Below are 13865 nucleotides of genomic sequence, written 5' to 3' on the forward strand. Positions count from 1 at the left end.
TAAGTTGGGCGACGTGGACAAGAGGAACGCTTTGCGAGCCGGCGCGGTCACCGCAACGGTCACGCTGATGATGCTGCTGTCGTCGCCCGCCATGGCCCTCACCCGGGACGACGGCGACGACCCGGGTACGGGCCTGAGCGTCGCCCAGACCCTCGGCCTGTTCGTGCTCCTGCCGATCGGCCTCTTCGTGGTCATCGGCGCGCTGGCCGGGATGCCGTACGGCAGCAAGGACAAGAAGAAGTAGCCGCGGGCCCTCCACCAAGCCCCGTACAACGCCCGAGGGGGCGCCGGACGTGCTGTCCGGCGCCCCCTCGGGCGTTTTTACGGCGTCCGGGCGTTCCCGCGCCGTCCGGGCGGCCGACGGCCCCCGGTGCCCGTGGGGGCCGCGGGCGGAACCCGCGGCCCCCACGGCCGACGTCAGTGCCCCAGCGCCCGGGCGCCGGCCGCGTGGTCCGCCGCCTGCGCCTTCAGCGCGCGCTCGACCCCGGCCCGCGCCTCGACGACCTGCCGGCGCAGCGCCGGAGCCGGCTCGGCCGCGGCCAGCCAGGCGTCGGTCGCGTCCAGCGTGGCCTGCTCGACCTGGAGCGACGGGTACAGGCCGACGATGATCTGCTGCGAGATCTCGTGGCTGCGGGTCTCCCAGACGCCCTTGACGGCCGCGAAGTACTTCGCGGCGTACGGCGCCAGCAGCTCCCGCTGGTCGGCCTGCTGGAAGCCGGCGATCACGGCCTCCTGGACGTAGTTGGTGAGCTTGTCCGACTCCACCACCGAGGCCCAGGCCTCCGCCTTGGCCTCGGCCGTCGGGCGGGCGGCGCGGCAGGTGGCGGCGTGCTCCTGGCCGGCCGCGGTGTTGTCCCGCTCCAGCTCGGCCGCGATCGCGGCCTCGTCGGCGCGCCCGGTGGCCGCCAGCCGGCCGAGCAGCGTCCAGCGCAGCTCGGTGTCGACGGCCAGGCCCTTGACCTCGACCGAGCCGTCCAGCAGCCCGGCGAGCAGGCCCAGCTGCCCCTCGGTGCGGGCGACCGCGGCCAGTGCGCGGGCCCAGGCCAGCTGGTGGTCGCTGCCCGGCTCGGCGGCGCGCAGCTGCGCCTCGGCGGTCTCGGCCCAGCGGGCCAGGCCCTGCTCGCGCCAGGCCGGGTCGGCGTAGGCGTCCAGGGCGAGCTTGACCTGGCGGTGCACCGACTGGACGACGCCGATGTCGGACTCCCGGCCGAGGCCGGAGACGGCCAGCGCCAGGTAGTCGCGGGCGGCCATCTCGCCGTCGCGGGTCATGTCCCAGGCGGAGGCCCAGCAGAGCGCGCGCGGCAGCGAGTCGGTGAAGTCGCCGAGGTGCTCGGCGACGACGGCCAGCGAGTCCTCGTCGAGGCGGACCTTGGCGTAGGAGAGGTCGTCGTCGTTGAGCAGGACGACGGCCGGGCGGTGGCGGCCGACCAGCTGCGGCACCTCGGTGCGCGGGCCGTCGACGTCCAGCTCGATCCGGTCGGTGCGCACCAGCGCGCCGTCGGCCAGCTCGTACAGGCCGACGGCGATCCGGTGCGGGCGGAGCACCGCCTCGCCCTTGGCGCCGGCCGGCAGCGCGGGGGCCTCCTGGAGGACGGCGAAGGACTCGATCTCGCCGTCGGTGTTGAGGGTGATGGCCGGGCGCAGCACGTTGATGCCGGCCGTCTCCAGCCAGGCCTTGGACCAGGCCTTGAGGTCGCGTCCGCTGGCCTCCTCCAGGGCGCCGAGCAGGTCGCTCAGGCGGGTGTTGCCCCAGGCGTGCCGCTTGAAGTAGGCCCGCACGCCCTCGAAGAAGGCGTCCTGGCCGACGTAGGCCACCAGCTGCTTGAGCACCGAGGCGCCCTTGGCGTAGGTGATGCCGTCGAAGTTGACCTGGACGTCCTCCAGGTCGTTGATGTCGGCCATGATCGGGTGGGTGGACGGCAGCTGGTCCTGCCGGTACGCCCAGGTCTTCATCTGGTTGGCGAAGGTGGTCCACGAGTGCGGCCACCGCGAGCCGGGCGCCTCGGCCTGGCAGACGGCCTCGGCGTAGGTGGCGAACGACTCGTTCAGCCAGAGGTCGTTCCACCACTCCATGGTGACGAGGTCGCCGAACCACATGTGGGCGAGCTCGTGCAGGATCGTGGCGGCCCGCGCCTCGTACGCGGCGTCGGTCACCTTGGAGCGGAACACGTACTGGTCGCGCAGGGTGACGGCGCCGGCGTTCTCCATCGCGCCGGCGTTGAACTCCGGCACGAACAGCTGGTCGTACTTGGCGAACGGGTAGCGGTAGTCGAACTTCTCCTGGAAGTAGTCGAAGCCCTGCTTGGTGACCTCGAAGACGGCCTCGGCATCCAGGAACTCGCGCAGCGAGGGGCGGCAGTAGACGCCCAGCGGCACCTTCTGGTCGCCGTTCTCGTAGGCGTCGAAGACGCCGACGTACGGGCCGGCGATCAGCGCGGTGATGTAGCTGGAGATCCGGCCGGTCGGCTCGAAGGTCCACGTCCGGGTCGGGCCGTCGCCGGCCGGGGTCGGGGTGGGGGAGTTGGAGACCACGACCCAGCCCTCGGGCGCGGTCACGGTGAAGGCGAATGCGGCCTTGAGGTCGGGCTGTTCGAAGGAGGCGAAGACCCGGCGGGCGTCCGGCACCTCGAACTGGGTGTAGAGGTAGGTCTCGCCGTCGACCGGGTCGACGAACCGGTGCAGGCCCTCACCGGTGTTGGTGTAGGCGCAGTCGGCGACGACCTTCAGCACGTTCTCGGCGGCCAGGCCGGGCAGCGCGATCCGGCTGTCGGCGAAGTTGGCGTTGTCGAGCCGCTCGCCGTTGAGGGTGATCTCCTCGACGCTCGGGGCGACGAGGTCGATGAAGGTGGCCGCGCCGGGGGTGGTGGCGGTGAACCGGACCACGGTGGTGGACCGGAAGGTGCCTCCCTCACGGGCCGAGCTCAGGTCGAGCTCGATGTCGTACGCATCCACGTGCAGGAGGTCGGCCCGGGTACGGGCCTCCTCACGGGTCAGGTTGGTGCCGGGCACTCGCTGGACTCCTTCGTCAGGCTGGTGGTCCGCATCCTCCCATGCCCGCCGTGCCGCTCCGGGGGAAATAGCTCCGGGCGGGGCGGGCAGGCCTCGGGGGCCCGCCCGCCCCGCCCGGAGGGGTGGAGCGTCAACGGTGTCGGCGCGTCACTTCTTCGCGTACTTCAGCACCGGGGAGTCCGAGCCGGAGCTGCGGGAGAACCCGTACAGCGAACCGTCCGACTGCAGCACGTACTCGGTGCTGGTGATGCTGATGAAGTCGGTGCTCTTCTGCGAGGTGATGGTGCCGAGGTCGGTCGGCTTGCCGTCGGTCGGCGAGAGCGTGACCAGCTTGGCGTCCTTGTTGTAGCCCATGTCCACCACCGCGCGGACCTTGCCGTCCTTGTCGGTGCCGGAGACCAGCCGGATGTCGTCGTCGTTGCCGCCGTTGGACGACCAGAGCCGCTTGCCGGTGGTCAGGTCGTAGGCGTTGACGGCCGGCTTGCTCGGGTTGACCTGGACGTAGAGCGTGTTGCCGCTGACCACGTTCTGGGTGAACGCGTCGGACTGGCCGGAGAGGCGCAGGCTGTCGGCGCCGGGCTCCTTGACCGACATCGGGGTCATCGGCTTGGTGCTCTTGTCGAACGGCAGGATGTAGTCGCCGTTCGGGCCGTTGGTCACCAGCAGCACCAGCGGCTGGTCCGAGATGACCTTGTCGACCCGCTCGATGCTGCCGGTGAGCGTGATCGGCGCCGAAGTGGCGGTCTTGCCGGTGTCGGCGTCCACCACGACCAGCTGGGACTTGGTGGTGGTGTTGAGGCCGTAGCAGCGGTCGCTGACCGCGATCTGGTTGCCGGCCGCCTTGCCGTAGACGCTGCAGTCCTTCTCGCGCGGCTGGAACTGCCAGGCCGGCGAGCCGTCGGCGACGTTCACCGCGCCGACCACGTTGCCGGCGCCGATGCCGATGACCTTGTCCGTGACGGTCAGGGTCGGGTAGGACATCCGCTCCTGGCTGGCCTTGACGGTCCAGAGCAGCTTGCCGGTGCTGACGTCGATCGCGCCGACGGTCGAGCAGTCGCTGTCGCCGGTGTTGAGCGCGACGGCGGCGATGTGCTTGGAGTTGACCCCGTACGAGGCGGCGCAGAACTCCTTGCTGCCGGACGGCGGCGCGATGCTCCACAGCTCCTTGCCGTCGGCCGCGTTGAGGCCGCGGATGCCGTAGCTGTCGGCGCGCACCACGGTCTTGTCGGCGCCCCAGATGCCGAGCAGCTGCGAACCGCTCGCCGCGGCGGTCGGCTTGGGGGCGCTCCAGGCGAGGTTGTAGGCACCGGCCTTGCCGCCGCCGCCACCGCCCGAACCGCCGCTCGAACCGCCCGAGCCGGTCGAGGCGCTGGGGTCGGTGTTGGGGCCGGTCGACGTACTGGGGTTGGCGGTCGGGTTGTCCGGGTTGTCGTTCTGGGTGAACAGGACGACCAGGCCGGCGATGATGGCGATCGCCAGCACACCGCCGATGATGCCGCCCCAGAGCATCACGGGGTTGCGCTGCTTGGGCGGCTGCGCCACCGGCGCGCCGGGGTAGCTGAACCCGGTCTGCTGCTGCGGGTAGCCGTAGCCGCCGTCGGCCTGCTGCTGGCCCGGGTAGCCGTAGCCCTGACCGTTGGTCGGGGCCGGGTCGTACGGGCCGAGGGGCGCGGCGCCCGGTGGTGGCGGAGCCTGGGCGGGGAAGCCCGCGGCGGCGGTGGGCGCGTAGGCGTAGTCGCTGCCCGGTGCCGGCGGCTGGGCCGGGGGCTGCGGCGGCGTGCCGGGCGCGGCCGGTGCGGCCGGGCCGCCCTGACCCGGGATCGGCGCCCCGTCGAGCCGTGTCATCTGGTCCGCCACGGCCGCCGGGTCGACGCCCGGCTTGCGTCCGAGCGATACGCCCCGGTTGTCCGCCGGACTGCTGCCGGGCGAGTCGCCCGCCCCTGGAGTAGGGTGATCCCCTGCCATCTGATGCCCCGTCATGTCTGGAAATCGTCCCCCGGCCGGATCGCATCCGTGGACCGTGGGACGGGTGAGATTGGGCACCATGGTACGGGTGGCCCGATTTCACCCGGTCGCAGGAGCCCCGCAGCGCCCCCGTCATCCCGCTGAGCTGCCGGGCTTCCCCGCCGTCCGCCCCTTGCCCGGCCGGGCGTGTCGCCACGTCGGGCGGCGCCGCCCGACCGCTTCCCGCAGGTCGCCGTGGCGCCCCGGTGCGCCCCCGCCCCCCACCCGCCTCGCCGGTCGCCGCCCCGTCCGGACGCGTCAGGGCCTAGGCTTCAGGAGTTGAAAGGGGAATACCCGGCCGAGCGGTTCCCCTGCCCTTGGGAGGGTGGATCATGTCGACGGACACACCGGGCTCGCAGTCCTCACTGCACCGGGCGAACCTGGAGCGGGTGCTCCGCGCGGTACGGATGGCCGGCTCGCTGACCCAGGCCGAGATCGCGCGCAGCACCGGGCTCTCCGCAGCCACCGTGTCCAACATCGTCCGGGAGCTCAAGGAGAGCGGCACCGTCGTGGTGGCCGACACCTCCTCCGGGGGCCGCCGCGCCCGCAGCGTGTCGCTCAGCGGCGACGCCGGCATCGTGGTGGGGATCGATTTCGGCCACACCCACCTCCGCGTCGCCGTCGGCAACCTCGCGCACCGCGTGCTCGCCGAGGAGAGCGCCCCGATCGACGTCGACGTCTCCGCCGCCCAGGGCTTCGACCGCGCCGAGGCGCTGGTCGAGCGGCTGCTCCAGCAGGCCGGCTTCCGCCCGGACAAGGTGATCGGCGTCGGCCTCGGCGTCCCCGGCCCGATCGACGTGGAGACCGGCGCGCTCGGCTCGACCGCGATCCTGCCCGGCTGGACCGGCATCGCCCCCGGCCACGAACTGGCCGAGCGCCTGGGCATGCCGGTGCACGTGGACAACGACGCCAACCTCGGTGCGCTCGGCGAACTGGTCTGGGGCGCCGGCCGCGGCCTGAGCGACCTCGCCTACATCAAGGTGGCCAGCGGCGTCGGCGCCGGCCTGGTGGTCAACGGCCAGATCTACCGGGGCCCGGGCGGCACCGCCGGCGAGATAGGGCACATCACCCTGGACGAGGCCGGCCCGGTCTGCCGCTGCGGCAACCGCGGCTGCCTGGAGACCTTCGTCGGCTCCCGCTACCTGCTGGGCCTGCTCACCTCCACCCTCGGCCCGGACCTCACCCTGCCCCGGGTGGTCGAGCTGGCCCAGCAGGGCGACCTCGGCTGCCGCCGGGTGATCGCCGACGCCGGCCGGCAGATCGGCACCGGCGTGGCGACCCTGTGCAACCTGCTCAACCCCCGCCGGGTGATCCTCGGCGGCGACCTCGCCGACGCCGGCGAGCTGGTGCTGGCCCCGATCCGGGACTCGGTGGCCCGCTACGCCATCCCGAGCGCCGCCCGCCAGCTCTCGGTGGTCCCCGGCACCCTGGGCGGCCGGGCCGAGGTGCTCGGCGCGCTGGCGCTGGTGATGAGCGAGATGGGTGACTCCGGGGCGCTCGGCCGCCCCGCACAGGCGTCCGCCGCCCGTACGTGAGTGCGATACGGGCGGCCCGCGGGAACCGCCACGCGGGCCGCCACGCCCGGCTCCGGGGCGAGAACCGCAGGATGAGGGGGGTTACCGGCGTACGGCACCGGGCACCCCGCTCGGCGTCGGGTGGGCGGACATTAGACTCGACCGGTCGGCACCGACCGAGACGACCGTCGGAGCACGTCGGCACACCGGGCAGCGACGCCCGCCGGACCGCCCGCGGTCCGCGAACTTGAACGAGGAGGAACGGGTGGCCCTGCTGACCCGCATTCGGGGACCGCGCGATCTCGACCGGCTCACGCCCGCACAGCTGGCCACCCTGGCCGAGGAGATCCGGACCTTCCTGGTGACGGAGGTCTCCAAGACGGGCGGCCACCTCGGCCCCAACCTCGGCGTGGTGGAGCTCACCGTCGCGCTGCACCGGGTCTTCGACTCGCCGCGCGACCGCATCCTCTTCGACACCGGCCACCAGAGCTACGTCCACAAGCTGCTCACCGGCCGCCAGGACTTCTCCCGGCTGAAGATGAGCGGCGGCCTGTCCGGCTACCCCTCGCGCGCCGAGTCCGAGCACGACGTGATCGAGAACTCGCACGCCTCCACCGTCATCTCCTACGCCGACGGCCTGGCCAAGGCCAACAAGATCCTCGGCAAGTCGGACCCGGTCGTCGCGGTCATCGGCGACGGCGCGCTCACCGGCGGCATGGCCTGGGAGGCGCTCAACAACCTGGCCGACGCCCAGGACCTGCCGGTCGTCATCGTCGTCAACGACAACGAGCGCTCCTACTCCCCGACCATCGGCGGCCTCGCCAACCACCTCGCCACGCTGCGCACCACCCAGGGCTACGAGCGCTTCCTGTCCTGGGGCAAGGACGCCCTGCAGCGCACCCCGGTGGTCGGCCAGCAGCTGTTCGACACGCTGCACGGCGCCAAGAAGGGCCTCAAGGACTTCATCGCCCCGCAGGGCATGTTCGAGGACCTCGGCCTCAAGTACATCGGCCCGATCGACGGCCACGACCTCACCGCGCTGGAGTCCGCGCTCACCAAGGCGCGCGGCTTCGGCGGCCCGGTGATCGTGCACTGCCTCACCGAGAAGGGCCGCGGCTACCACGCCGCCGAGAACAACGAGGAGGACCGCTTCCACGCGGTCGGGGTGATCCACCCGGACACCGGCCTGCCGGTGAAGAGCTCGGGCAAGGACTGGACCTCGGTCTTCGGCGAGGAGATGGTCGCACTCGGCCACGAGCGCGAGGACATCGTCGGCATCACCGCCGCGATGCTCCACCCGGTCGGGCTCGCGCCCTTCGCCAAGGCGTTCCCGGACCGCATCTTCGACGTCGGCATCGCCGAGCAGCACGCCGTCACCAGCGCGGCCGGCCTCGCCACCAACGGCCTGCACCCGGTGTTCGCGGTCTACGCGACCTTCCTCAACCGGGCCTTCGACCAGGTCCTGATGGACGTTGCGCTGCACAAGCTCGGCGTCACCTTCGTGCTGGACCGGGCCGGCGTCACCGGCACCGACGGCGCCTCGCACAACGGCATGTGGGACATGTCGATCCTCCAGGTCGTCCCGGGCCTGCGGATGGCCGCCCCGCGCGACGCCGACCAGGTCCGCGCCCAGCTGCGCGAGGCCGTCGAGGTCAAGGACGCCCCGACCGTGGTCCGCTACTCCAAGGGCACGGTCGGCCCGGCCGTCCCCGCGGTCGGCCGGATCGGCGGCATGGACGTGCTGCGCGCCGACGAGGACGGCACCGAGGGCCGCCGCGCCGACGTGCTGATCGTCTCGGTCGGCGCGATGGCCCAGACCAGCCTGGAGGTGGCCGACCTGCTGGCCGCCCAGGGCATCACCTCGACCGTGGTGGACCCGCGCTGGGTCAAGCCGGTCGACCCGGCCCTGCCGGGCCTGGCCGCCGAGCACCGCGCGGTCGTCACCATCGAGGACAACGGCCGGGTCGGCGGCGTGGGCGCCGCGGTCGCGCAGGCGCTGCGCGACGCCGAGGTGGACGTCCCGCTGCGCGACTTCGGCATCCCGCAGGAGTTCCTGGACCACGCCTCGCGGGGCGAGATCCTCGCCGAGATCGGCCTCAACGGTCCGGACATCGCCCGCCAGGTGACCGCCCTGGTCTCCCGGCTCGCCCGTCTGGACGTGGCGCCCGTCGAGGCCTGACCCGTTCGGCCCACGACCGCCGTTTGCGACAACTGGGCAACAGTTCCCCGGGGAACACGCTGATAATCGCACCGAAAGGCGGGACCGGCGCAGCCCGCGCCGATCCCGCCCGGTAGGTTGTCATCCGTGCCGACCCCCACCCGCCCCCGCCTCGCCGGGCTCGCCGAGCGCCTGCGCGACCGCGTCCGCCAGGGTTACTGGACGAGGCTGGTGCCGGTGCTGGCCCTGGTCGCGCTCGTGACCCACATCCCGTCCTTCGTCAGGCCCGTCTGGAGCCCCGACGAGGGCTTCCTGGCCACCCAGGCCCGGATGCTGGCCGACGGCGGCGTGCTGTACGACACCGTGGTCGACCGGAAGCCACCGCTGCTGCCCTGGCTCTACCAGGCCTGCTTCGCGGTCTTCGGCTCGGCCTCGCTCTGGCCGCTGCGCACCCTGGCGGTGGCCGCCCACCTGGTCACCGCGATCCTGCTGGCCTCGATCGCCCGCGGCCGCTGGGGAAACCGGGCCGGCGCCGGCGCGGGCCTGCTCTACCTGCTGGTCTCCATCGGGCTCTCGCCGGAGGACACCCAGGCGGCCACCTTCGAGGTCTTCATGCTGCCCGCCATGGTGGCGGCCTTCCGGTACGCCGAGCGGCGCCGCTGGCTGGCCGCGGGTATCGCGGTGGCCCTCTGCTCGCTCACCAAGCAGACCGGCGGCGCGGTGCTGCTGCCGGTGCTCTGGATGCTCTTCCAGGACGCCCGCCGGCGCGGCGTGCGCTGGCCGCCCGCGCTGTTCAAGATCGGCTTCGGGTTCACACTGCCGATAGCGCTGGTCGCGGTGATCCTCACCAAGCCCAAGGGCTTCCTGTTCTGGGTGGTCACCGGCAGCGGCGACTACGCCTCCTTCGGCGGCGCCTGGCTGCAGATGACCGGCCGGGCGCTGGGCAACTCGGCGATCCTGGCCGCGGCCGGCCTGGGCTTCCTGTTGCCGGTCGGCCGCCGGCTCTGGCTGAAGCACCGGCACCGGCCGCTGCCGGTCGCCGGCGAGGAGCACGGCTCCACCGCCGACCTCTGGGTCTGGCTGCTCTCCTCGGCCGTCGCGGTCAGCGTGGGCTTCCACTTCTTCGGCCACTACTACCTGCAGCTGATGCCGCCGCTGGTGCTGCTGGGCACGGGCGCGGTCGCCACCTCGGCGGTCCGCTGGAAGCCCGTCCTGGTGTACACCACGGTCGCCGCCACGGCCTTCTGGACGCTGGCGCTGGCCTGGCCGGGGGAGCGGCTGGACCGGACCACCGAGGTGGCCACCGCGGTCGCCGCTCAGACCACCCCCAAGGACACCGTGCTGGTCTGGGGCATGCACCCCGAGCTGTACTGGCTGGCCGACCGGAAGCCGGCCACCCGCTACCTGACCGCGGGCTTCCTGACCAACTACAGCGGCGGCAAGGACGGCAGCCTCAACGTCGGCGAGCAGTTCAGCGTCAGCAACGCCTGGCAGACCTTCGACAAGGAGCTGGTCGACAACGGCCTGCCCGAGGTGGTCGTGGACGACTCCGGCCTGTCGCCGTACCAGCCCACCCAGATCCCGAAGATCGAGAACCTGCTGGACACCCACTACGAGATGGTCGGCGTCTTCGCCGACACCGTGGTCTACCGCCTCAAGCGCTGAGACCCGCCCGGCGCCGGGGGCCACCCCGGCGCCGGGCCACGCGGCCGCGCCGGTACAGGGACGCCCGGAAGCCGCCCCCCATGGACGCGGAAGGGCCCCGGTGACCATCAGGTCACCGGGGCCCTTCCGCGTCACTGCTAGGCGGGCACCGAGGCCACACCCGGGGCGAGGAACCGCTTGCCGTTCACCCGCTCCGAGACGCCCTCACGGTCCAGGTACGGGGTGATCCCGCCCAGGTGGAAGGGCCAGCCGGCACCGGTGATCATGCAGAGGTCGATGTCCTGGGCCTCGCCGACGACACCCTCCTCCAGCATCAGGCCGATCTCCTGCGCCACGGCGTCGAGGGCGCGGCCGAGGACCTGCTCCTCGGTCAGCACGCTGTCGCCGAAGGAGAGCAGCTCCAGCACCTCGGGGTCGAGCACCTGCTTGCCGTCGACCCAGGTGTAGAAGCCGCGCTTGCCGGCCTTGACCACCTTGCCGAGGTTCTCGGAGACGGTGAACCGCTCCGGGAAGGCGCCGTGCAGGGTCTCCGAGACGTGCAGCGCGATGGCCGGGCCGACCAGCTCCAGCAGCATGATCGGGGACATCGGCAGGCCGAGCGGCTCGACGCCCTTCTCGACCGTGGCGATCGGGGTGCCCTCGTCGATGATGCCCTGGATCTCGCCCATGAAGCGGGTCAGGATCCGGTTCACCACGAACGCCGGGGCGTCCTTGCACAGCACCGCGGTCTTCTTCAGCTTCTTCGAGACGCCGAAGGCGGTGGCCAGCGAGGCGTCGTCGGTCTGCTCGCCGCGGACGATCTCCAGCAGCGGCAGGATCGCGACCGGGTTGAAGAAGTGGAAGCCGACGACCCGCTCGGGGTGCTTCAGCTTCGAGGCCATCTCGGTGACCGAGAGGGAGGAGGTGTTGGTCGCCAGCACACAGGTCGGCGAGACCACGTTCTCCAGGTCGGCGAAGACGGTCTGCTTGACGCCCATCTCCTCGAACACGGCCTCGATCACGAAGTCCGCGTCGGCGAAGCCGGCGGCCTTGTCGAGCGAGCCGGTGACCAGACCCTTGAGGCGGTTGGCCTTGTCCTGGCCGATCCGGCCCTTGCCGAGCAGCTTGTCGATCTCGGCGTGGACGTAGCCGACGCCCTTGTCGATGCGCTCCTGGTCGATGTCGGTGAGGACCACCGGCACCTCCATGCGGCGGGCGAACAGCAGCGCCAGCTGCGAGGCCATCAGACCGGCGCCGACGACGCCGACCTTGGTGACCGGGCGGGCCAGCGACTTGTCCGGGGCACCGAACGGCTTCTTGGCCCGGCGCTGCACCAGGTTGAAGGCGTAGATGCCGCTGCGCAGCTCGCCGCTCATGATGAGGTCGGCCAGGGCTGCGTCCTCGGCGTCGAAGCCCGCCTGCAGGTCCTCGTCCTTGACCTGGGCGATGATGTCCAGCGCCTTGTAGGCGGCCGGCGCGGCGCCGTGCACCTTGGCGTCGGCGACCAGGCGGCCCCAGGCGACGGCGTCGTCCCAGGCCTTGCCGCGGTCGATCGCCTCGCGCTCGACGACCACGTCGCCCTTGAGGACCTTGGCGGCCCAGAGCAGCGACTGCTCCAGGAAGTCGGCCGGCTCGAAGATCGCGTCGGCGATGCCGAGCTCGAAGACCTCCTTGCCCTTGAGCTGCTTGTTCTGGCTCATCGAGTTCTCGATGATGACCTTGACGGCCTTCGCCGGACCGATCAGGTTCGGCAGGATGGTGCAGCCGCCCCAGCCGGGGACGAGGCCCAGGAAGACCTCGGGCAGCGAGAAGGCCGGAACGCCCGCGCTGACCGTGCGGTAGGTGCAGTGCAGGCCGACCTCGACGCCGCCGCCCATCGCCGCGCCGTTGTAGAACGCGAAGGACGGGACGGGCAGCGCGGCGATCCGCTTGAAGACGTCGTGGCCGCCCTTGCCGATGGCCAGCGCGTCCGCGTGCTCCTTGAGCAGCTCGACGCCCTTGAGGTCGGCGCCGACCGCGAAGATGAACGGCTTGCCGGTGATGGCGACGCCGACGATCTTGCCCTCGGCGGCCTCGGCCTCGACCTGGTCGAGCGCCGCGTCCAGCTTCAGCAGCGAGCCCGGGCCGAAGGTGGTCGGCTTGGTGTGGTCGAAGCCGTTGTCCAGGGTGACCAGCGCCAGCTTGCCGGCCTGCAGCGGCAGGTCCAGGTGGCGGACGTGGGCGGTGGTGACGACCTCGCCGGGGAACAGCTCGGCGCCACGGGTCAGCAGCTCAGTCGTGGTGCTCATGGTCACTTACCACCCTCGAAGTGCGGGTTCTCCCAGATGATGGTGCCGCCCATGCCGAAGCCGATGCACATCGTGGTGAGGCCGTAGCGGACGTCCGGGCGCTGCTCGAAGCGGCGCGCCAGCTGGTTCATCAGGCGCACGCCGGAGGAGGCCAGCGGGTGGCCGAAGGCGATCGCGCCGCCGAACGGGTTGACCCGCTCGTCGTCGTCCGCGATGCCGTAGTGGTCCAGGAAGGCCAGCACCTGGACGGCGAAGGCCTCGTTGACCTCGAAGGCCTGGATGTCGTCGATGGTCAGACCGGCCTTGGCCAGCGCCTTCTCGGTGGCCGGCACCGGGCCGATGCCCATCACCTCGGGCTCGACGCCCGCGAAGGCGTACGAGACCAGGCGCATCTTGACCGGGAGGCCGAGCTCCTCGGCGACGTCCTCGGCGGCCAGCAGGGAGGCGGTGGCACCGTCGTTCAGACCGGCCGAGTTGCCCGCGGTGATGTTGCCGTGCGGGCGGAACGGGGTCTTCAGGCCGGCCAGGGACTCCATCGTGGTGCCCGGGCGCAGCGGCTCGTCCACGGTGGCCAGGCCCCAGCCGGTCTCGCCGACCTCGGGGTTGGTGTTGCGGATCGAGATCGGCACCAGGTCCGGCTGGATGTCGCCGTTGGCGTACGCCTTGGCGGCCTTCTCCTGCGAGCGCACGGCGTAGGCGTCGCAGCGCTCCTTGGTGATGTGCGGGAACCGGTCGTGCAGGTTCTCCGCGGTCATGCCCATGAACAGGGCGGACTCGTCGACGAGCTTCTCGGAGACGAAGCGCGGGTTCGGGTCGACGCCCTCGCCCATCGGGTGACGGCCCATGTGCTCGACACCGCCGGCCACGACCACGTCGTACGCGCCGAAGGCGATGCCGCCGGCGGTGGTGGTCACGGCGGTCAGCGCGCCGGCGCACATGCGGTCGATCGCGTAGCCCGGAACGGACTTCGGCAGGCCGGACAGCAGGGCCGCGGTGCGGCCGATGGTCAGACCCTGGTCGCCGATCTGCGTGGTGGCCGCGATGGCGACCTCGTCGATCCGCTCGACGGGCAGGTTCGGGTTACGGCGCACGAGCTCCCGGATGCACTTGACGACGAGGTCGTCGGCGCGCGTCTCGTGGTAGATGCCCTTCGGGCCGGCCTTGCCGAACGGGGTGCGGACGCCATCGACGAAGACGACGTCCCTCGCGGTACGAGGCACGGGGGCTCTCCTCCCAGGGACCAACAGG

At 72.0% G+C, this 13865-nt stretch carries 8 protein-coding genes; 4 read left to right on the top strand and 4 right to left on the bottom strand.

Annotated elements, in window-relative coordinates:
* Positions 1-13: 13 nt before the first annotated feature.
* Positions 14-244, top strand: coding sequence for a hypothetical protein (locus ACIPSC_RS18930; RefSeq protein WP_400826932.1), 231 nt, complete (start codon positions 14-16; stop codon positions 242-244).
* Positions 245-417: 173 nt separating this feature from the next.
* On the opposite strand, the gene pepN is transcribed toward ACIPSC_RS18930, so the two are convergent.
* Positions 418-3009, bottom strand: coding sequence for an aminopeptidase N (pepN, locus tag ACIPSC_RS18935; RefSeq protein ID WP_400826933.1), 2592 nt, complete (start codon positions 3007-3009; stop codon positions 418-420).
* 147 nt (positions 3010-3156) lie between these two features.
* On the bottom strand, positions 3157-4854 hold the full coding sequence (locus ACIPSC_RS18940; protein WP_400826934.1) for a PQQ-binding-like beta-propeller repeat protein: 1698 nt from the start codon (positions 4852-4854) through the stop codon (positions 3157-3159).
* Positions 4855-5345: 491 nt separating this feature from the next.
* Here ACIPSC_RS18940 and ACIPSC_RS18945 point away from each other — a divergent pair, with 491 nt between their 5' ends.
* The 3 genes from ACIPSC_RS18945 (at position 5346) to ACIPSC_RS18955 (ending at position 10350) form a co-directional block, all read left to right on the top strand.
* A complete protein-coding gene (locus ACIPSC_RS18945; protein ID WP_400826935.1) occupies positions 5346-6548 on the top strand; it encodes an ROK family protein in 1203 nt (400 codons plus the stop codon).
* A 244-nt stretch (positions 6549-6792) separates the two neighbouring features.
* Entirely contained in the window at positions 6793-8706 is a 1914-nt protein-coding gene (gene dxs, locus ACIPSC_RS18950) for a 1-deoxy-D-xylulose-5-phosphate synthase (protein ID WP_400826937.1), read from the top strand.
* 126 nt (positions 8707-8832) lie between these two features.
* Positions 8833-10350 carry an ArnT family glycosyltransferase gene (locus ACIPSC_RS18955; RefSeq protein WP_400826938.1) on the top strand — a complete coding sequence of 506 codons (1518 nt, stop codon included), beginning with the start codon at positions 8833-8835 and terminating at the stop codon, positions 10348-10350.
* Positions 10351-10487: 137 nt separating this feature from the next.
* Here the strand turns inward: ACIPSC_RS18955 and ACIPSC_RS18960 are convergent, their stop codons facing one another.
* Together ACIPSC_RS18960 and ACIPSC_RS18965 are read right to left on the bottom strand one after the other, a co-directional pair.
* Positions 10488-12617 carry a 3-hydroxyacyl-CoA dehydrogenase NAD-binding domain-containing protein gene (locus tag ACIPSC_RS18960; protein ID WP_400826940.1) on the bottom strand — a complete coding sequence of 710 codons (2130 nt, stop codon included), beginning with the start codon at positions 12615-12617 and terminating at the stop codon, positions 10488-10490.
* A gap of 2 nt (positions 12618-12619) precedes the next feature.
* Positions 12620-13837: an acetyl-CoA C-acyltransferase gene (locus ACIPSC_RS18965; RefSeq protein ID WP_045703814.1), complete on the bottom strand. Its 1218-nt coding sequence runs from the start codon at positions 13835-13837 to the stop codon at positions 12620-12622.
* Positions 13838-13865 lie beyond the last annotated feature (28 nt).

The organism is Kitasatospora sp. NPDC090091, assembly GCF_044747365.1.
Lineage (GTDB): Bacteria > Actinomycetota > Actinomycetes > Streptomycetales > Streptomycetaceae > Kitasatospora.